This is a genomic window from Kitasatospora cathayae (assembly GCF_027627435.1).
Lineage (GTDB): Bacteria > Actinomycetota > Actinomycetes > Streptomycetales > Streptomycetaceae > Kitasatospora > Kitasatospora cathayae.
The window spans coordinates 78026-94306 of the sequence record NZ_CP115450.1 but is presented as its reverse complement, the minus strand read 5'-3'; the positions used below and the strand labels follow the sequence as shown (position 1 = coordinate 94306).

Annotated in this window: 22 protein-coding genes; 11 read left to right on the top strand and 11 right to left on the bottom strand. The window is 73.6% G+C overall.

The window, feature by feature from the left end; translation table 11 throughout:
* Positions 1-37: 37 nt before the first annotated feature.
* Complete coding sequence (locus O1G21_RS00545) at positions 38-766, bottom strand: hypothetical protein (protein WP_270139748.1); 729 nt, start codon at positions 764-766, stop codon at positions 38-40.
* 117 nt (positions 767-883) lie between these two features.
* Here O1G21_RS00545 and O1G21_RS00540 point away from each other — a divergent pair, with 117 nt between their 5' ends.
* Positions 884-1324 carry a hypothetical protein gene (locus O1G21_RS00540; RefSeq protein WP_270139747.1) on the top strand — a complete coding sequence of 147 codons (441 nt, stop codon included), beginning with the start codon at positions 884-886 and terminating at the stop codon, positions 1322-1324.
* Positions 1325-1392: 68 nt separating this feature from the next.
* On the top strand, positions 1393-1605 hold the full coding sequence (locus O1G21_RS00535) for a DUF6296 family protein (RefSeq protein ID WP_270139745.1): 213 nt from the start codon (positions 1393-1395) through the stop codon (positions 1603-1605).
* Positions 1606-1700: 95 nt separating this feature from the next.
* Here the strand turns inward: O1G21_RS00535 and O1G21_RS00530 are convergent, their stop codons facing one another.
* A complete protein-coding gene (locus tag O1G21_RS00530) occupies positions 1701-1925 on the bottom strand; it encodes a hypothetical protein (RefSeq protein ID WP_270139743.1) in 225 nt (74 codons plus the stop codon).
* Between the two features lie 169 nt (positions 1926-2094).
* Here O1G21_RS00530 and O1G21_RS00525 point away from each other — a divergent pair, with 169 nt between their 5' ends.
* Positions 2095-2661, top strand: a complete 567-nt coding sequence (locus O1G21_RS00525) for a DJ-1/PfpI/YhbO family deglycase/protease (RefSeq protein WP_270139742.1) — start codon at positions 2095-2097, stop codon at positions 2659-2661.
* Between the two features lie 66 nt (positions 2662-2727).
* On the opposite strand, the gene O1G21_RS00520 is transcribed toward O1G21_RS00525, so the two are convergent.
* From O1G21_RS00520 to O1G21_RS00510, 3 genes are all read right to left on the bottom strand, one after another.
* The gene (locus tag O1G21_RS00520; RefSeq protein WP_270139740.1) at positions 2728-4872 is read right to left on the bottom strand and encodes a catalase; all 2145 of its coding nucleotides are present in this window, start codon (positions 4870-4872) and stop codon (positions 2728-2730) included.
* A gap of 46 nt (positions 4873-4918) precedes the next feature.
* Positions 4919-5563, bottom strand: coding sequence for an HAD-IIIA family hydrolase (locus O1G21_RS00515; RefSeq protein ID WP_270139738.1), 645 nt, complete (start codon positions 5561-5563; stop codon positions 4919-4921).
* Between the two features lie 95 nt (positions 5564-5658).
* Positions 5659-5973 carry a hypothetical protein gene (locus O1G21_RS00510; protein ID WP_270139737.1) on the bottom strand — a complete coding sequence of 105 codons (315 nt, stop codon included), beginning with the start codon at positions 5971-5973 and terminating at the stop codon, positions 5659-5661.
* A 107-nt stretch (positions 5974-6080) separates the two neighbouring features.
* Here O1G21_RS00510 and O1G21_RS00505 point away from each other — a divergent pair, with 107 nt between their 5' ends.
* From O1G21_RS00505 to O1G21_RS00490, 4 genes are all read left to right on the top strand, one after another.
* Positions 6081-6581, top strand: coding sequence for a hemerythrin domain-containing protein (locus tag O1G21_RS00505; protein WP_270139735.1), 501 nt, complete (start codon positions 6081-6083; stop codon positions 6579-6581).
* A 67-nt stretch (positions 6582-6648) separates the two neighbouring features.
* On the top strand, positions 6649-7209 hold the full coding sequence (locus tag O1G21_RS00500) for a hemerythrin domain-containing protein (RefSeq protein WP_270139733.1): 561 nt from the start codon (positions 6649-6651) through the stop codon (positions 7207-7209).
* Between the two features lie 97 nt (positions 7210-7306).
* Complete coding sequence (locus O1G21_RS00495) at positions 7307-7867, top strand: hemerythrin domain-containing protein (protein WP_270139732.1); 561 nt, start codon at positions 7307-7309, stop codon at positions 7865-7867.
* Between the two features lie 161 nt (positions 7868-8028).
* Entirely contained in the window at positions 8029-8310 is a 282-nt protein-coding gene (locus O1G21_RS00490) for a helix-turn-helix transcriptional regulator (protein ID WP_270139731.1), read from the top strand.
* A gap of 51 nt (positions 8311-8361) precedes the next feature.
* Here O1G21_RS00490 and O1G21_RS00485 read toward each other — a convergent pair whose 3' ends face one another.
* Both O1G21_RS00485 and O1G21_RS00480 read right to left on the bottom strand, forming a co-directional pair.
* The gene (locus O1G21_RS00485) at positions 8362-8946 is read right to left on the bottom strand and encodes a DUF1360 domain-containing protein (protein ID WP_270139730.1); all 585 of its coding nucleotides are present in this window, start codon (positions 8944-8946) and stop codon (positions 8362-8364) included.
* 31 nt (positions 8947-8977) lie between these two features.
* Complete coding sequence (locus O1G21_RS00480; protein WP_270139729.1) at positions 8978-9142, bottom strand: hydrophobic protein; 165 nt, start codon at positions 9140-9142, stop codon at positions 8978-8980.
* Positions 9143-9303: 161 nt separating this feature from the next.
* Between O1G21_RS00480 and O1G21_RS00475 the strand changes: the two genes are divergently transcribed.
* A complete protein-coding gene (locus O1G21_RS00475) occupies positions 9304-9429 on the top strand; it encodes a hypothetical protein (protein ID WP_270139728.1) in 126 nt (41 codons plus the stop codon).
* Positions 9430-9433: 4 nt separating this feature from the next.
* Here O1G21_RS00475 and O1G21_RS00470 read toward each other — a convergent pair whose 3' ends face one another.
* Positions 9434-10276 (bottom strand): helix-turn-helix transcriptional regulator, encoded by an 843-nt coding sequence (locus tag O1G21_RS00470; RefSeq protein ID WP_270139726.1) that lies wholly within the window; start codon positions 10274-10276, stop codon positions 9434-9436.
* A gap of 115 nt (positions 10277-10391) precedes the next feature.
* Here O1G21_RS00470 and O1G21_RS00465 point away from each other — a divergent pair, with 115 nt between their 5' ends.
* Entirely contained in the window at positions 10392-11579 is a 1188-nt protein-coding gene (locus tag O1G21_RS00465; protein WP_270139724.1) for an MFS transporter, read from the top strand.
* Positions 11580-11591: 12 nt separating this feature from the next.
* On the opposite strand, the gene O1G21_RS00460 is transcribed toward O1G21_RS00465, so the two are convergent.
* Both O1G21_RS00460 and O1G21_RS00455 read right to left on the bottom strand, forming a co-directional pair.
* Positions 11592-11858 carry a hypothetical protein gene (locus O1G21_RS00460; RefSeq protein ID WP_270139722.1) on the bottom strand — a complete coding sequence of 89 codons (267 nt, stop codon included), beginning with the start codon at positions 11856-11858 and terminating at the stop codon, positions 11592-11594.
* A 31-nt stretch (positions 11859-11889) separates the two neighbouring features.
* Positions 11890-12255, bottom strand: coding sequence for a DUF488 domain-containing protein (locus O1G21_RS00455; RefSeq protein WP_270139720.1), 366 nt, complete (start codon positions 12253-12255; stop codon positions 11890-11892).
* Positions 12256-12438: 183 nt separating this feature from the next.
* Here O1G21_RS00455 and ctaD point away from each other — a divergent pair, with 183 nt between their 5' ends.
* Positions 12439-14142, top strand: coding sequence for an aa3-type cytochrome oxidase subunit I (gene ctaD / locus O1G21_RS00450; RefSeq protein ID WP_270139718.1), 1704 nt, complete (start codon positions 12439-12441; stop codon positions 14140-14142).
* On the top strand, positions 14139-14540 hold the full coding sequence (gene ctaF / locus O1G21_RS00445) for an aa3-type cytochrome oxidase subunit IV (protein WP_270139716.1): 402 nt from the start codon (positions 14139-14141) through the stop codon (positions 14538-14540). The genes ctaD and ctaF overlap by 4 nt, the downstream gene beginning before the upstream one ends.
* On the opposite strand, the gene qcrB is transcribed toward ctaF, so the two are convergent.
* On the bottom strand, positions 14500-16266 hold the full coding sequence (gene qcrB / locus O1G21_RS00440) for a cytochrome bc1 complex cytochrome b subunit (protein WP_270139714.1): 1767 nt from the start codon (positions 16264-16266) through the stop codon (positions 14500-14502). The two genes, ctaF and qcrB, sit on opposite strands and share 41 nt — an antisense overlap.
* Positions 16267-16281 lie beyond the last annotated feature (15 nt).

The window sequence follows — 16281 nt, the reverse complement described above, 5'->3', positions numbered from 1 at the left end:
CGCTCCTCGCGAGCGGGGCCGCACCCGTGCCGCGCCGTCAGCCCCGGTCGGAGCGGATCCGCACCGCCTCCTCCTCGGCCGACAGGCCCGCCGTGTCACCGGGGGCCTCGCCCTGCAGGTCGGTGTGCCGGTCCGGGAGGTCGAGCCGGCCGGCGGCGTCCTCCGGCGGGCCGGCCACGGCCGTCCGCTCGTCGGTCTCCGGCTCCTCCTGGGCGAGCCGGTCCTCCAGCGATTCCCCCTCGACCTGCTCGGCCCCGGTGGTGCCGTGGGACTCGGCGGCCACCGGGGTGTCCCCGGGGACGGCCTGGATCTGCGGGTCCTGCGACCACTCGCGGGCGGGGGAGCCGTCCTGGAGGTCGGGGATGCCCTCGTCCTCCGGCTCGGCGCCCGGATCGTGGTGGCCCCGCTCGGGCTCCGGGAGCGGTTCCTCCGTCTCGGGCACCGGCTCCCCGGCGTCCCCCGGGTCGGCCCGGCTCGTTCCGGTGGGCGGACCCGCCGAGGGCGGCGGATCGACCGAGGTCGGCGGCCGGCGCGCCGGTCCCGCGTGGTCCTCACCGGGCTGGACGCCCGGCACCGGGCCCTCGGCGATCTCGGGCTGCTGCTCGTCGCTCCCGGCCACGTTCGGCGTCCCGCTCTTGCCGATCGGCGACGGACGGCGCTCCGGGCCGTCGCCCCGCTCCTCGGCGGGCTGCGTCCCGGCGGTGTCCGCCGGGCCGATCGCGCCACCCATGTCGTGCAGCGGCCGTTCGGGTGATGATCCGTTCATTGAGATTCCTCCCTCTGCCCTGTGCGGCCCGGTCGACCGGGACCGCTGACGCGCCTACCCGGCCGCCACCGCCCGTACCGGCGGGTTTGCCGGGCCGGTGCGGGGTAGGCGCGCGGCATGGAGGACTTCGGACACCCGGCGGACGACTGGGCCGCCGACGACACGGAAGCGTTCGACCTGTGCGACCAGTGCGGCCAGGTCGTCGCCGGCCCGGAGCTGCTCAGCGCGCTGGTGCCGGACTCCTCCGCGCTGCACCCGAGCGATCCGGGGCTGGACGGCAGACGGGTGCTCACCGCCTGCACGGTGGAGCACCTGGCCGAACTGGTCGAGCACTACCGCGACCGCCCGTTCGTCCCCGAGGAGCAGTGGGCCGGCAAGGTCTGCCGGACGCTCGCCGGCCAGGACGAGCCCGTCCCGCTCAGCCTGGTCGCCCAACTGAGCGGCCTGTCCCTGCAACAGGCGGCGCGGGGCGTGGAGTGGCACAACGCCCGGGCCCGCGAGTGGCAGGCCCGCTACGGCGACCTGGCGGGCGCCGACCGAGACGACGAGGAGCCATGACCCCCGCCCGCCCGCGCAACGACCCGACCAGCCACAACGACCCGACCAGCCACGGAGGATGACGAACCATGAGGACCGCGAAGCGCTACCGCCTGGTCGCCGCCGACCCCTACCAGGAGTTCGTGCTCACCGCCACCGGCGCGACCGGCAGCACGGACACCGAGGTGTACGTGGACCCCTCCGGAGCCGTCCGCGCCGAGATCGACGCCGACGGCGAGGTGCGGTCCATCACCACCGCGCTCCCGCTGGGTCGTCCGGTCCGCGCGGAGCCGCTGGACTGACCGCCGCTGCGATGAGCCGCCGGCTGATCCCGAGGTCGCGCCCGGGACCAGCCGGTGACGGCTGGGTACCGCGCGTCACGGCTGGGTACCGCGCGTCACGGCGCCGCCGGGTCGACCAGGTCGGCCGTCGGGGGCTCCGGATGGTCGGGCTGTTCGTCGGGCTCATCCAGGCCCGCCGCCGGTGCGTCGGGGCCCGCGGGGCGCAGGCGCGGGGGAAGGCCGCCGTCCATCGGGGACCGGTCGGGTTCCTCGGGCCCGTTCCGGCGGTGGCGGGCGCGACCGCGCATCGCCACCGCCCAGGAGCGTCGTCTGATGCTCACCACTGCCTCCCCCGGTTCGGTGCGGGTGCCTTCGGCCCGCCGCTGCCGCGCGGCTACCCGGATCGGGCACCACCAATCCGGCATGGCCGCGCGGATGCCGGGTACCCGCCGACATCCGGGGGCGCGGCCCGCCGCGCCCGACGTCCGCCAACGCTGCCGAGGAGGAGCGATGACCCACCCCACCAAGGTCCTGGCGATCGTGACGAACTACGGCGTCGAACAGGACGAACTCCTCGTCCCCGTCCGGCACCTGCGCGAGAACGGCGTCCAGGCCGACATCGCGGCCCCGCACCGGGACGACATCCGCACCCTGGTCCACGACAAGGAGCCGGGCGAGACCGTGCGGCCGACCCACACCCTCGACGAGATCGAACCCTCCGGCTACGACCTGCTGCTCATCCCCGGCGGCACGGTCAACGCGGACCGCCTGCGGCTGCGCCAGGAGGCGGTGGCCCTGGTGCTCGCCTTCACCACCTCCGGCCGTCCCGTCGCCGCGATCTGCCACGGCCCGTGGCTGCTGGCCGAGGCGGGCGTCGCCTACGGCAAACGACTCACCTCCTACCCGTCCCTGCGCACCGACCTCGCCAACGCCGGCGCGACCTGGGCCGACGAGCCGCTGGTCACCGATGACGCCAACGACTGGCGGCTGGTCACCTCCCGCAACCCGGGCGACCTCGACCACTTCCTGCGGGGCATCGACTCCGCCCTGAGCGCCCGCGCCGGGGCCGCCGCCTGAGCGGTGCAGGTGACGACGAAGGCCCGTACGGACACCGCCGCGTCGTACGGGCCTTCGCCGCGCTGGTCACCGCGAGGGGAAGCGGTGGTGCTCCACCAACCGGGTGAACTCGTCCCAGAACGCCGGACCGGGCCGCTGACCGTCCGCGCAGACCGCGACCCCGGCCAGCCCGTCCGGCGCGCCGAACCCGGCCGCCCGGGACAGCTCGACGCCCGAGCCCAGCACCGCGACCGGCTTGCCGTGCCGCAGCGCCTCGGCGAAGAAGGCGACGGCGTCCGGATCGGCGGGCAGCGTGCGATCGCTGCCGTCCGGCACCACCAGGGCGTCGTACAGCACCGAGGCGGTGGTGGACAGCGGGCGGTCCACCGGCAGGTGCCCGCCGTCCTGCGCCAGCACGTGACCGCCGTGCGCGGCGAGCGTCTCGGCGCCGGCGCCGGCCTGGCCGAGCCGCTCGCGGACGGCCCGCACCTGGCCGCCGTCCACACCCGGCGCGGCCAGCACGGCCACCTTGCGGGTGCGGATGCCCGGCCCGCGCAGGTTCTCCAGGCTCAGCGCCGGGGAGACCCGCGGCCCGGCCACGTCGTTGCCGGCCGAGGCCGTCGCCCGGTCCGCCGGAGCCGCCTCGGGCTCCGGCACACCGATCCGGCGGGCCACCTCCGCGGCCAGGCCCGGGTCGACGTGCACCAGGTTGCCCACCATGCGCCGCCGGACCTCCTGGTCCTCGACCTTGCCGAGTTCGAAGGCGAAGCCGGCGGTGATGTGCCGCTGCTCCCAGTCCGCCATGCTGCGCCAGAACAGCGCGGCCTGGCTGTAGTGGTCGTCGAAGCTGGGGCTGCGCCGGCGGATCGCCGCGCCGTCGATCCGCTGCTGGTAGTGCTGGAACACCCCCTCGGCCAGCTGGCCGCCACCCATCGTGGCGGGGCAGCCGCCGCCGAGGGAGTTCGGCGCGTAGCTCGTCCCGGGGTGCACCACCTGCTGGCCGTAGCCGTCCCGGTGGTTGACCCGGACCTCGGCCAGCGGGCGGTTGACCGGCAGCTGGGCGAAGTTGGGACCGCCCAGGCGGATCAGCTGGGTGTCCAGGTAGGAGAAGTTGCGGCCCTGGAGCAGCGGGTCGTTGGTGAAGTCGATCCCGGGCACGACGTTGGCGGTGTGGAAGGCCGCCTGCTCGGTCTCGGCGAAGAAGTTCTGCGGGTTGCGGTCCAGGACCATCCGCCCGACCGGGCGCACCGGCACGAGCTCCTCCGGGACCAGCTTGGTCGGGTCGAGCAGGTCGAAGGGGAAGGCGAACTCGTCCTCCTCGGGGATCAGTTGGACGCCCAGCTCGTACTCCGGGAAGTCGCCCGCGGCGATCGCCTCCCACAGGTCCCGGCGGTGGAAGTCGGGATCGCGCCCGGCGGTGAGCTGGGCCTCGTCCCACACCTGGGAGCAGACGCCGAGCACCGGCTTCCAGTGGAACTTCACGAAGGTGCCGCGGCCGGTCCGGTCCACCAGGCGGAAGGTGTGCACGCCGAAGCCCTGCATCATCCGGAAGCTGCGCGGGATGGCCCGGTCGGACATCAGCCACATCAGCATGTGGGTGCTCTCCGGCTGGAGCGAGCAGAAGTCCCAGAAGGTGTCGTGGGCGGAGGCGCCGGTGGGGATCTCATTCTGCGGCTCGGGCTTCACCGCGTGCACGAAGTCGGGGAACTTGACCGCGTCCTGGATGAAGAACACCGGCATGTTGTTCCCGACCAGGTCGTAATTGCCGTGCCGGGTGTAGAACTTGGTGGCGAAGCCGCGCACGTCGCGCACGGTGTCGGCGGAGCCGCGCGGGCCCTGCACGGTCGAGAAGCGGACGAAGACGGGGGTGCGCCGGCCGGCCTGCTGGAGGAAGTCGGCGCAGGTGAACTCGGCCAGCGACTCGTACGGTTCGAAGAATCCGTAGGCCCCGGCGCCGCGGGCGTGCACCACCCGCTCGGGGATGCGCTCGTGGTCGAAGTGGGTGAGCTTCTCGCGGAGCTGGAAGTCCTCCAGCAGGGTGGGGCCGCGGTCGCCGACGGCGAGCGAGTTGTCGGTGTCGTCGACGCGCACGCCCTGGTCGGTGGTGAGCGGGCCGTCCGGGTCGGTGGCGCGGACGGCGTCGAGTGCCGCGTCCTTGGCGTCGCGCTGGGTCTGCGGTTCGGTCTGCGGTGCGGATCGCGGTGCGGATCGCGGTTCGGGGGCGTTGCTCATCTCGCTTTCTCCGTCCTGGAGCTTCGGGTGTCCTCGAGTCCGGGGGTCAGTGCTGTAGCAGCAGGTAGGCCGCCTCGGCCGGTCCGTCGGCCGCCGGGCAGGCCGTCAGCGTGCAGGGCAGGTGCGGATCGGCTACCGGCCGGGGCGCGCCCGGGACCCGGATGGCGTGGGCGCCGGCCGCGAGCGCGGCGGCGATCACGGTCTCCTCGCAGCCGACCACCGTGAGGCGCGAGGGCGGCAGGCCGAGTGCCCGGCAGGCGGCGATCACCAGACCGGGGGCGGGCATGCGGCAGGCGCAGCCGTCGTGCGATCCGTGCGGACACACCGCCCACACGTCGATCGTCCCCAGGAGCGCCTCGGCCCGGGCCTGGACCGCCTCGACCTGCCCGCGCCCGAGCAGCCCGCGGGCCACGGCGGGCTGGTTGCTCAGCACGCCGAGCGCGAAGCCCGCCCCGCGCAGCGCCGAGAGCGCGGCCCGGACGCCCGCCATCGGATGGACCATGGCGGGGTCGCCGTTGCAGGCGACGTTCTGGAGGAGCGTGCCGTCACGGCCGAACAACACCGCCCCCGACGGCCCGTCGGCCGCCGCTCCGCCGGGGCGGACGAACAGCCAGGGACCGGTCCGGCCCGGGGGCTCGGCGATCGGGCGGGGCTGCGGGACGGTCGGTACGGGTTCTCCCAGGTAGGCCATACTCCTGCGGGTTGCCGCCGTGGGAGGCGGCAAACGGTCCTCGGCGGGCGGATCAGGGATCGGGACGGGCCGGCCGGGCCGGGTGGGGCCGGGGCTCAGGGCGAGCGCTGCCCGGTGGTGTCGTGCCCGGCGAGGTGGTTGCGCAGGGCGGTGATCGCCCCGGCGCCCGGCGGAAGCCCCCAGACCGTCGGACACGGCGAGCCCCGCGGGCCGGCCCCGGCCTCGCGCAGCCGGCGCTCGCACCGCCGCAGCGCGTCCGGTCGGGCGCGCGCCCGAAGGGCGGGGAAGAGCTGCTCCTCGTCGCCGCGGCAGATGTGACGTTGGCCGTCCCGGTCGTCGATCCGGAGCCGGGACGTATCCGACGGCTGCCCGGGACCGGCGGCGGTAATCCTGCCGGCCGCCCTCCCCACGGCGGCGTTCGTGCTGGTGGCGGTTCCGTCGGAGGCCCGTGTTTGCCGCCGGGTCGCCCGGGGACACGCCGGACCGGCGAGGGGAACCGTCGAGGAGGCGACCAGCGATGTCGAACGATGCCATCGTCCTGCTACGGGAGGACCACAAGGAGGTCCGCCGCCTGTTCCGCGAGTACCGGGGGCTCGCCGACGGCGACGACGGGGCACGGCACAGGACGGTCCAGAAGATCGTCGAGGAGCTGACCGTCCACACCTATCTGGAGGACGAACTGGTCTATCCCAGGATCCGCCAGGAGCTGCCCGGGCTCGCCGAGGAGATGGACCGCGCCGAGCAGGAGCACCACGTCGCCGACCTGCTCTGCGAGGAGCTCAGCCGGATGACCCCCGACGATGAGGGCTACGACGCCAAGACCGCCGTCCTGATCGACGCCGTGGAACGGCACATCGAGCAGGAGGAGGCCGACTGGTTCCCGATGGTGCGGGCCGCGCTCGGCCGCACGGAACTGCGGGAACTGGGCGAGCGGATGCAGGCCGTGCGCGAGACCGCCCCGCGCCGGCCGACCGCCGGCGGCGTGCTGCACCGCATCGCCGACGCGCTGGAAGGCTGACCAGGGCAGGCCGCAGGAGGCCGGAACCCCAGCAAGCACGGTCCGCGACAACCAGGAAGGAAGTCCCGTGCAGCACGACGAAGACCTGCTGGACCAGCTCACCGCCGACCACCAGGCCGTTCTGGTCCACTTCAGCGAACTCAGCGGTCTCCCCAGCGGGGACCCGCAGCGCAAGGAGCTGGCCGATCAGGTGACCGACCAGCTGGTGCGCCACACCCGCGCCGAGGAGCAACACCTCTACCCGCTCGCCCGGGACCGCCTGACCGACGGCCCGGCCGTGGTGGAGCGCGAACTCGCCGACCACGGCGCGGTGGAGGCCCTGCTCGGGGAACTGCGCCCGACCCGGGCCGACGGGCCGAGCTTCGACCGCCTGGTGGCCAGGCTGGCGGAGGAGGTCACCCGGCACGCCGCCGAGGAGGAGCACCGGCTGTTCCCGGCCGTACGGGCCGTCACCACCGAGGCCGAACTGCGCCTCCTGGCCGCCCGCGCCCGCGAGACCAAGGCCCGCTCCTCCGGCCGGCCGCGCCACCAGCCCCCGACCAAACGCCCCGCCGACCGGCTGCCGCCGCCCGAACGCCCGCTGATGGAACGGCTGCGCGAGTTCCTGACCCCGGGCGGCCCGCGCTAGGGCGGCGCCCCGCCCGGTTTCGCCCGGGTGGTCCCGGGCAGCCGAGCGGTGACCCGCGGACGTCCGGTCGGCGGGGGACCCGGAAGGAGTGAGGATCATGGGACACGGCGGAAACGTCATCGCCGAGTTGACGACCGATCACCGCGAGGTGGCGGGCCTGTTCGACGAGGTCCAGGCGCTGCCACCGGGCGCCCCGCGGCGGCGCGAACTCGTGGACGAGTTCACGATCGAGCTGGTGCGCCACTCGGTGGCCGAGGAGGAGTACCTCTACCCGGCGGTGCGCGAGCACGTCCCCGGGGGCGGTCCGATCGCGGACAAGGAGATCTCCGACCACGCCGCGGTCGAACGGCTGCTGAAGGAGCTGGAGGGCATGGAGGCCACCGACAGCCGGTTCGACATGCTGGTGGAACAGGTGGTGTCCGAGGTCAGGCAGCACGTCGCGGACGAGGAGCAGAACCTCTTCCCCGCGCTCGAGCGCGCCTGCTCGCCCGACACGCTGAACGAGCTCGGCGACCAGGTCCGGCGCGCGAAGAAGCTGGCGCCGACCCGGCCCCACCCGTCCGCCCCGGACACCCCGCCCGCGAACAAGCTGCTGGCGCCCGGAGCCGGACTCGTGGACCGGGCCCGGGACCTGGTCACCGGCCGCGGACGGTCCTGAAACCGGGGGCGGGCCCGGCCCCGGACCCGCCCTCCCGACCGAGGAGGTGTCTGACGTGAGGGAACGACTGGACCGGATCGTCGACCCCTGGGGTGCCCGCACCCCCTCCGACGGCCCGGCGCGCCGCCGCGGGGCCGCAACACCGGCCGTAGGCTGAGACCATGATCGACCGGCCGGGATGGACCTTCCTCACCAACCACGCCCGCGTGCTGGTGCAGATCGCCCGCGACCCCGGCATCCGGGTACGGGACATCGCCACCCGCTGCATGCTCACCGAGCGGGCCGTGCAGCGGATCATCGTCGACCTCGAGGAGGGCGGGTACCTCAGCCACGAGCGCCAGGGGCGGGTCAACCACTACCGGGTGATCACCGGGAAGCAGCTGCGCCATCCGGCGGACGCCGGGCCCACCGTCTCGGAGCTGCTGGCCGTGCTGCTGCGCTGACCCCGCGTGGCTGAGGGTGGGCGGGGTCAGTGTGGCTGAGGGTGGGCGGGGTCAGTCGACGGCCTGTTGGAGGCCGACCCGGAGGAAGTGCAGCAGGTCGGCGACCGTGAGGGCGGTGAGCCCCGAGCAGACGATCCTGGTCGCCGCGGGTGCGAACACCTGGGCGCCGGTCAGGCCCGTCGCGACCCACAGGCCGGTGCAGAACGGGCAGGTGATCAGTTCGCCGACGGCGCGGCGCACACCCGTACCACGGACGTCCTCGGCGAGTTCGGCCGGACCGGCCTGGCCCCGGAAGCGGGCGAAGGGCAGCCGCAGCGGACTGGTGACCGGATCCTTAGCGAGCAGCCGGGACAGCTGGTGCACCGCGCCGGCGGTGAGCACCACGTCCCACGGGCCGGGGTCGGGCAGCGGCCGCCCGGTGCGCCGGGCGACGGCGGCGAGCAGGCCGGTGCCGCCGAGGTAGGCGGCCATCACGGCGAGGTATCCGCCGATCGGCTGCTCGCCGTCCGGCTCGTAGGCGCGGCGTTCGTCGCGCAGGGCGGCTTCGACAGTGTCGTCGGAGCCGGAGCCGGAGCCGGAGCCGGAGCCGGAGCCGGAGCCGGAGCCGCGGTCGACCGGCCGTCGGGGGCCGGTCATGGCCGGCCCCGCGCGGGTTGGGGAGGTTGCGTCACCATCGGTACCACCGGCCGCCACCGCGGCCGCCGGAGGCGAACACGAAGCCGAGGATCCACAGCACCAGTACGGCGAGCGCGATCCACCACAGGGCGTGGACGACGAAGCCCACCCCGCCAAGGACGATCGCCAACAACAGGACGAGGACGATGAGAAGCATGGGATTCGGCCCTCTCGTGAGGAGCGGATGGTTACGAATCCGGCGTGTGCCCGCTTCGACCAGGTCCATACCCGGATGGCGGTCCGCGCTGTTCCGGGAATCCGCTGACAGCCCCCGGCTGCCGCTCGGTCCGGGCCTGCCCCAACGGCACCGCCACCTTCGTGCCCGACCGCCTGGCGGCGAGCGCGAGCGCGGACCGCCCGCTGATGGTCGAGGTCCGCCTGGAGGAGAGCGCGCCGACCGCCGCCCTGGTGCTGCTGGCCGCCGTACGTCCCGGCCGCGGCTGAAGGGTCACCGCCGCGCGGCGGCCGCCGCCACGGCCTGGCGGGTGGCCGGGTCGGCCGGGTGCCGGGCGACCAGGTGCAGGTCCGGGTCCTCGGCCGCGATCAGCTTGGCCTGGCGGAAGGTCAGGAGTCCGAGCCGCGGGTGGTCGAAGCGCTTGAGCGCCGGGTTGAAGCCGGCCACGTCGTGCCGTTCCCAGCGGGCGGGGAACCCCGGGTCGGCGGTCGAGACGTCCGCGACGATCTCGGCGAAGCGCGGGTCATCGGGGTGGCGGTCGGCGGAAGCCCGGAACTGGGCCAGCACCGCCCAGGACTCGGCCTCCCAGTTCTTCAGCACGGTGCGCATCGGCTGCCAGCCGAAGCAGAGCCAGATCATGTTGCGCCGCTCGACCGGGAGGCGGTCCAGGCCGTCGTAGATGGCCGCCTCGGTCTCGTTGTGGGCGAGGACGTCCCAGTGCCGGTCCAGCAGACAGGCCGGGGTCGGGCTCAGCGCCGCGACGGTGGCCCGCAGGTGGTCGCCGACCGCCGGGCAGCCGTCGGCCGCCGGGCGTGGGGCCGAGTCGCTCTCGCCGGCGAGGTCGAAGACGTGGCGCCGCTCGGCCGCGGTCAGCCGCAGGGTGGTGGCCAGCGCGTCGAGGACCTGGGCGGACGCGGCGATCGGCCGCCCCTGCTCCAGCCAGGAGTACCAGGACACGCTGACGCCGGACAGCAGCGCGACCTCCTCGCGGCGGAGCCCGGGGGTTCTGCGCCGGGGGCCGCCGGTCAGACCGACCTCGCCCGGGGTCAGGCGCTCCCGCCGCGAGCGCAGGAAGGCGCCCAGCGCCGCGCGGCGCTGTGTTTCACGATCGTTCATGGTGGGCCAAGGGTATGACCACCCGGTGCGGACGAGACTGTTACTCCCACTCCCAGGATGATCCGTGAGCGCCTGACGGCCCGGCGGGTTCCGCGGCGACCCGAGGATGGGACGCATGACTCCGATCGCTCCCACGGCCGAACCGCTCTCCGCCCGCCCCGATACCCGAGTGCCGCTCCCGCTCACCGCCGCCGCGTTCACCGCCAACTTCGACCGCTTCGCCATCGGCCCGGTCCTGGTCACCGTCGCGGCCGCCCTGCACGTCCCGCTGGCCTCCGCGGTGGGCGTGGCCGGCGGCTACGCCCTCGCCTACGGGCTGTCACAGCCGGTCTGGGGCGTGCTGTCCGACCGGATCGGACGGCTGCGGGTGATCCGTACGGCGCTGGCGGTGGCCGCGCTGGCCGGCCTGGCCTCGGCCGCCGCGCCGAACCTGGCGGTGCTCGCCGCCCTGCGGGTCGTCACCGGCTTCGCCTTCGGCGCGGTGGTGCCGTGCTCGCTGAGCTTCGTCGGCGACGCGGTGGCGCCCGAGCGCCGCCAGGGCGCGCTCGCCGACCTGATGGCCGCGCTCGGGCTCGGCAGCGGACTGGCCGCGCTGTTCGCCGGGGTGGTCGCGAACTGGCTGAACTGGCGTCTGGTGTTCGTGGTGCCGGCGCTGGCGGCCGCGGCGGCCGCGCTCGGGCTGCGCCGGGTGCCCGAGCCGCAGCGCGCCCCGGCCGGCAGCTTGGCCACCCAGCTCGGCGCCGTGCTGCGCAGCCGGCCCGCGTACCTGGTCGCCGCGCTGGGTGTGGTCGAGGGCGCCGTGCTGCTCGGCGGACTGACCTTCGTCGCCCCGGCGCTGCAGCACCGCGGCCTCTCGGACGCGGCGGCGGGCGCGATCACCGCCCTGTACGGCGCGGGGACGCTGGTGTTCACCCGTGCCGTCAAGGTCCTGACGCGGCGCGTCCCGGCGCACGGCCTGGCCGCGATCGGCGGCGCCTTCGTGCTGGCCGGCTACGTGGCGGCGGCGCTGGTCCCCGGCGTGTGGACGTACGCGCTGGTGGCGGTGCTGCTCGGCGCGGGCTGGGCGTTCCTGCACTCGACGCTCCAGGCCTGGGCCACCTCAGTGGTGCCGGAGGCGCGCGGGACGGCGGTGTCCTGCTACGTCGCGGCGCTGTTCGTCGGCAGCGCCCTGGGTGCCGCGCTGGGCGGTGGTGTGGCCGGTCAGGGGCGGTTCGAGCTGCTGTTCGGGGTGGCCGCCGTCGCCACCGTGCCGCTGACGGTGGCGGTGGTCCTCGGGCGGCGGCGCTTCACCGCCCGAGGCTGATCCCGGATCTGCTCACTGTGCCCGCAGGGCCGCCTCACAGGCGAGGCAGCGCCGGTCGGCCATGGCGGGCGGGTACCAGGGCTCGCCCGGGTGGGTCGGCCGGTAGTGGGTGTGCTCCATCGGATCGGTGTCCAGGCCGCACAGGGTGCGCGGGAGCGGGTCCTCGGGCACGTCCGGATCGCCGCCCGCCGCGTGCACCGCGAGCACCACCGGCTCCACGCCGTCCGGCCCCAGGGCCTCGTCCTGTTCCAGTTCGAACAGGATGAGGATCGCCGTCATGTCGTGCCACCCGTCCCGCGAAGCCGACCGGTCACCGCTTCTTCTTCGCCAGCCACTCGGCGAGCACCGCCGCCTGGCTGTGGTCGACGTCCTTGGTGGCGGTCAGCAGGGTGAGCTTGTCCTGGGCGGCGAGCTCGCGCAGGTGCCCGGCGGCCTCCTGGTGGTCGTCGTCGCGCAGCTCGCTGAGGTAACGGCGGCGGAACTCGGTGAAGCGCTCCGGGTCGTGGCCGTACCACTTGCGCAGCGCGGTGGACGGGGCGACGTCGCGCAGCCACTCGTCCAGGTGGGCGTCCTCCTTCTTCATCCCGCGCGGCCAGACGCGGTCCACCAGGACCCGCTGCCCGTCCTGCGCCGTGGAGTCGTCGTAGATCCGCCGGTAGGTGATCTTCGCGGCCATGGCGGGTTCCTCTCAGCTCTGCGCGGGCGCGGTGCGCCCACACCAGCGTGTGCCCGGATCGGGCGGATCCGCACACCGGCCGAGGCCCGCGGCCGCCTTGCTGCCGCGTGGCACCCGGGCGCGCCGTCCGGCCGCCGCTAGGGTCCCGCCGGGGGGTGTCACCTGCTCCATCACGGAGGTTCCATGAGTGCATCCGACACCGCCGCGCCGCCGCGCACCCAGGCCAGGGTGCGACGGGGCAGCAGATTGTTGGGCTGGCTGTTCACCACCGACCACAAGGTGATCGGCAACCTCTACCTGGTGACGGCCTTCGGGTTCTTCCTGGCGGGGGGCCTGATGGCGCTGCTGATGCGGACGCAGTTGCTGGGCCCCGACACCGGGTTCCTGTCGAACCTGCAGTACAACCAGATGTTCACCATGCACGGCACGATCATGCTGCTGCTGTTCGCCACCCCGACCTTCGCCGGCTTCGCCAACGCGATCATGCCGCTGCAGATCGGCGCCCCCGACGTGGCCTTCCCCCGGCTGAACGCCTTCACCTACTGGGCCTTCCTGCTGGGCGGGCTGATGGTGCTGAGCGGCTTCCTCACCGCCGGCGGGGCGCCCGCCTTCGGCTGGTTCGCCTACGCGCCGCTGAACGGGCCGGAGCACTCGCCGGGGACGGGCGGGGACCTGTGGGCGCTCGGCCTGGTGGTGGCCGGCCTGGGGACGATCCTGGGCTCGGTCAACTTCATCACCACCATCACCTGCCTGCGGGCGCCGGGCATGACGCTGTTCCGGATGCCGATCTTCACCTGGAACGTGCTGTTCACCTCGATCATGGTGCTGCTGGCCTTCCCCGTGCTCACCGCCGCCCTGCTGCTGCTGGAGGCGGACCGCAAGTTCGGCGCCCACGCCTTCGACCCGGCCAACGGCGGGGCGCTGCTGTGGCAGCACCTGTTCTGGTTCTTCGGCCACCCGGAGGTGTACATCGTCGCGGTGCCGTTCTTCGGCATCGTCAGCGAGATCATCCCGGTCTTCAGCCGCAAGCCGCTGTTCGGCTACTACGGGATGATCGGCGCGACCATCGCCATCACCTCCCTGTCGATGTCGGTGTGGGCCCACCACATGTTCGCCACCGGGCAGGTGCTGCTGCCGTTCTTCTCGATGATGTCCTTCCTCATCGCGGTGCCCACCGGGGTGAAGTTCTTCAACTGGATCGGGACCATGTGGAACGGCTCACTGTCCTTCGAGACCCCGATGCTGTGGTCGATCGGGTTCCTGGTGACCTTCCTGTTCGGCGGCCTGAGCGGGGTGCTGCTGGCCGCGCCGCCGATCGACTTCCACGTCACCGACAGCTACTTCGTGGTGGCCCACCTCCACTACGTGCTGTTCGGGACGGTCGTGTTCGCGACCTTCGGGGGCTTCTACTTCTGGTGGCCGAAGATCACCGGGAAGATGCTCGACGAGCGGCTCGGCAAGGTGCAGTTCTGGATCCTCTTCGTCGGCTTCCAGACCACCTTCCTGGTGATGCACTGGCTGGGCGCCCAGGGCATGCCCCGGCGCTACGCGACGTACCTGGCGGTGGACGGCTTCACCACGCTCAACGTGGTCGCCTCGATCGGGGCCTTCCTGCTCGGGATCTCCAACCTGCCGTTCTTCTACAACGTCTGGATCACCACCCGGTACGGCACCCGGGTCGGCCAGGACGACCCGTGGGGTTGGGGACGCTCGCTCGAATGGGCCACCTCCTGCCCGCCCCCGCACCACAACTTCCTGGTGCTGCCCCGGATCCGCTCCGAATCGCCGGCCTTCGACCTGCACCACCCGGAGGCGCCACCGGAGCAGTCGTCGAGCGATTCCGAACAGCACCAGGGCGGCCGGAGCGGACAGGAGGAGGAGCGATGAAGGCCGAGGGCTGGCTGTTCACCGTGATGACGCTGTTCTTCGCGGTGACCGGGCTCATTTACGGGTTCTGGGCCCGGGAGCCCGCCGGCAAGGCGATCCTGACGGTCGCGTTCCTGATGTCGGCGCTGGTCGCGCTGTTCTGGTTCGTCCAGCACCAGCGGAAGGGCGGCGGACGGCCCGAGGACCGTGACGAAGCCGAGATCGTCGAGAGCTCCGGGCCGAAGGGCTTCTTCCCGCCCCGCAGCGGCTACCCGGTGCTCACCGCGGTGGGCGTGGCGCTCTTCGCGCTGGGCCTGGTGTACGCCCTCTGGCTGATCGTCTGCGGGACGGTGCTGCTCGGCTTCGCGGTGTTCGGCTTCATCTTCCAGTACCACGACCGCGGCGACGACGGGGCCTGAGCCACCGGAACAGCCGGCCCAGCGGCCCGCGTCCCCCCGTGGGCGCGGGCCGCTCGACGGCCGACCGCGGGGGGTGCACCGGATCGGTGAGGACGGCCGTGACGGCGCGGGACTCCTGCTCGGTGGCGGGCAGCTCGACCCGGTCGCCGTGGTACCAGGTGCCGAGCGCCGCCCGGATCCGCTCGGTGCGCGGCGCCCCGGGCAGCGGCTCGTCCGGCCGCGGCGCGTCCCGGACCAGCATCACGTACCGCTCGGCGGCCGGCACCGGCCGGTGGTGCCCGTCGAAACCGCCCTCGATCGACTGGTCGATCCGGCCGGTCTCGTCGCCGTCCAGCAGCCGGGCGCGGTCGCGGGCCTGGAGGGCCAGGCAGAACCGGCGGGTCAGCATGAAGGCGAACGGCGGCGCCAGGAAGAACGCCGCCCGCAGCCCCCAGGTCAGCGAGTTGACCGAGACCCCGAAGTAGTAGGCGATCACGTCGTTGCCGCCGGCGACGAGCAGCACCGTGTAGAAGGCGACCCCGGCCGCCCCCAGCCCGGTGCGGACGGGCTTGTTGCGGGGCCGGTCGCACAGGTGGTGCTCGCCGCTGCCCGGGGTCAGCCAGCGCTCCACGAAGGGGTAGGCGTACAGCCCCGCGAACAGCAGCCCGGGCACCACGAGCGCGGGCAGGAAGGCGTTCCAGGAGATGGTGTGTCCGAGCACCCCGGTCTCGACGGCCGGCATCAGCCGCAGGGCGCCCTCGATGAAGCCGATGTACCAGTCGGGCTGGGCGCCCGCCCCGGCGATGTCGGGCCGGTAGGCGCTGTAGCGCCAGATCGGGTTGATCTCCGCGAGCAGCGCGGACAGCGCCAGGATGCCGCCGACGGTGAACGCCAGACCGGTGGTGCGGGCCAGGAACTGGGGGAAGAACGGGTGCCCCACCACGTTGCGGTTGGTGCGGCCGGGCGCCGCCCACTGGGTGTGCTTCAGCACCACCACCAGGGTCAGGTGGGCGCCGATCAGCGCCAGCAGCAGCCCGGGCACCAGGAGGATGTGCAAGGTGAACAGCCGCGGGATGATCGCGTGCCCGGGGAACTCGCCGCCGAAGGCGAAGAAGCTGAGGTAGGTGCCGACCACCGGCACGGAGAGCAGGACGCCCTCGGCGATCCTCAGACCGGTGCCGGAGAGGGTGTCGTCCGGCAGCGAGTAGCCGGAGAACCCCTCCAGCAGGGCGAGGGCGAACATCGTCACCCCGATCACCCAGTTCAGCTCGCGCGGGCGGCGGAAGGCGCCGGTGAAGAACACCCGCAGCAGGTGGGCGCAGATCGAGGCGACGAACAGCAGGGCGGCCCAGTGGTGGATCTGACGGACCAGCAGTCCGCCGCGCACCTCGAAGCTGATCCGCAGGGTCGAGGCGTAGGCCTCGGACATCCGCACTCCGCGCAGCGGCAGGTAGGGGCCGTGGTAGTCGAGGTCGGTCATGCTAGGGATGAAGAAGAAGGTGAGGAAGACCCCGGTCAGCAGCAGGATGACGAAGCTGTACAGCGCCAGCTCGCCCAGCAGGAACGACCAGTGGTCGGGGAACACCTTGCGGAGCAGTTCCTTGCCCGCCTCGGCCAGCGGTAGCCGGCCGTCGACGGCCCGCACGGCGCGCTCGCCGCGCGTCGGCCCGGGCGTGCTCGTCCGCGCCCTTTCCTCGTGCTCCGGCAGGCCGTCCGGAGACGGGTCGTGGCCCTGGTTTCCGTCCATAGCGGGCAACCTAGT

Coding starts and splice junctions, on each gene's coding strand:
- O1G21_RS00545 (WP_270139748.1), bottom strand. CDS start 766: ATGAACGGATCATCACCCGAACGGCCGCTGCACGACATGGGTGGCGCG.
- O1G21_RS00540 (WP_270139747.1), top strand. CDS start 884: ATGGAGGACTTCGGACACCCGGCGGACGACTGGGCCGCCGACGACACG.
- O1G21_RS00535 (WP_270139745.1), top strand. CDS start 1,393: ATGAGGACCGCGAAGCGCTACCGCCTGGTCGCCGCCGACCCCTACCAG.
- O1G21_RS00525 (WP_270139742.1), top strand. CDS start 2,095: ATGACCCACCCCACCAAGGTCCTGGCGATCGTGACGAACTACGGCGTC.
- O1G21_RS00520 (WP_270139740.1), bottom strand. CDS start 4,872: ATGAGCAACGCCCCCGAACCGCGATCCGCACCGCGATCCGCACCGCAG.
- O1G21_RS00515 (WP_270139738.1), bottom strand. CDS start 5,563: ATGGCCTACCTGGGAGAACCCGTACCGACCGTCCCGCAGCCCCGCCCG.
- O1G21_RS00505 (WP_270139735.1), top strand. CDS start 6,081: ATGTCGAACGATGCCATCGTCCTGCTACGGGAGGACCACAAGGAGGTC.
- O1G21_RS00495 (WP_270139732.1), top strand. CDS start 7,307: ATGGGACACGGCGGAAACGTCATCGCCGAGTTGACGACCGATCACCGC.
- O1G21_RS00490 (WP_270139731.1), top strand. CDS start 8,029: ATGATCGACCGGCCGGGATGGACCTTCCTCACCAACCACGCCCGCGTG.
- O1G21_RS00485 (WP_270139730.1), bottom strand. CDS start 8,946: ATGACCGGCCCCCGACGGCCGGTCGACCGCGGCTCCGGCTCCGGCTCC.
- O1G21_RS00480 (WP_270139729.1), bottom strand. CDS start 9,142: ATGCTTCTCATCGTCCTCGTCCTGTTGTTGGCGATCGTCCTTGGCGGG.
- O1G21_RS00470 (WP_270139726.1), bottom strand. CDS start 10,276: ATGAACGATCGTGAAACACAGCGCCGCGCGGCGCTGGGCGCCTTCCTG.
- O1G21_RS00465 (WP_270139724.1), top strand. CDS start 10,392: ATGACTCCGATCGCTCCCACGGCCGAACCGCTCTCCGCCCGCCCCGAT.
- O1G21_RS00460 (WP_270139722.1), bottom strand. CDS start 11,858: ATGACGGCGATCCTCATCCTGTTCGAACTGGAACAGGACGAGGCCCTG.
- O1G21_RS00455 (WP_270139720.1), bottom strand. CDS start 12,255: ATGGCCGCGAAGATCACCTACCGGCGGATCTACGACGACTCCACGGCG.
- ctaD (WP_270139718.1), top strand. CDS start 12,439: ATGAGTGCATCCGACACCGCCGCGCCGCCGCGCACCCAGGCCAGGGTG.
- ctaF (WP_270139716.1), top strand. CDS start 14,139: ATGAAGGCCGAGGGCTGGCTGTTCACCGTGATGACGCTGTTCTTCGCG.
- qcrB (WP_270139714.1), bottom strand. CDS start 16,266: ATGGACGGAAACCAGGGCCACGACCCGTCTCCGGACGGCCTGCCGGAG.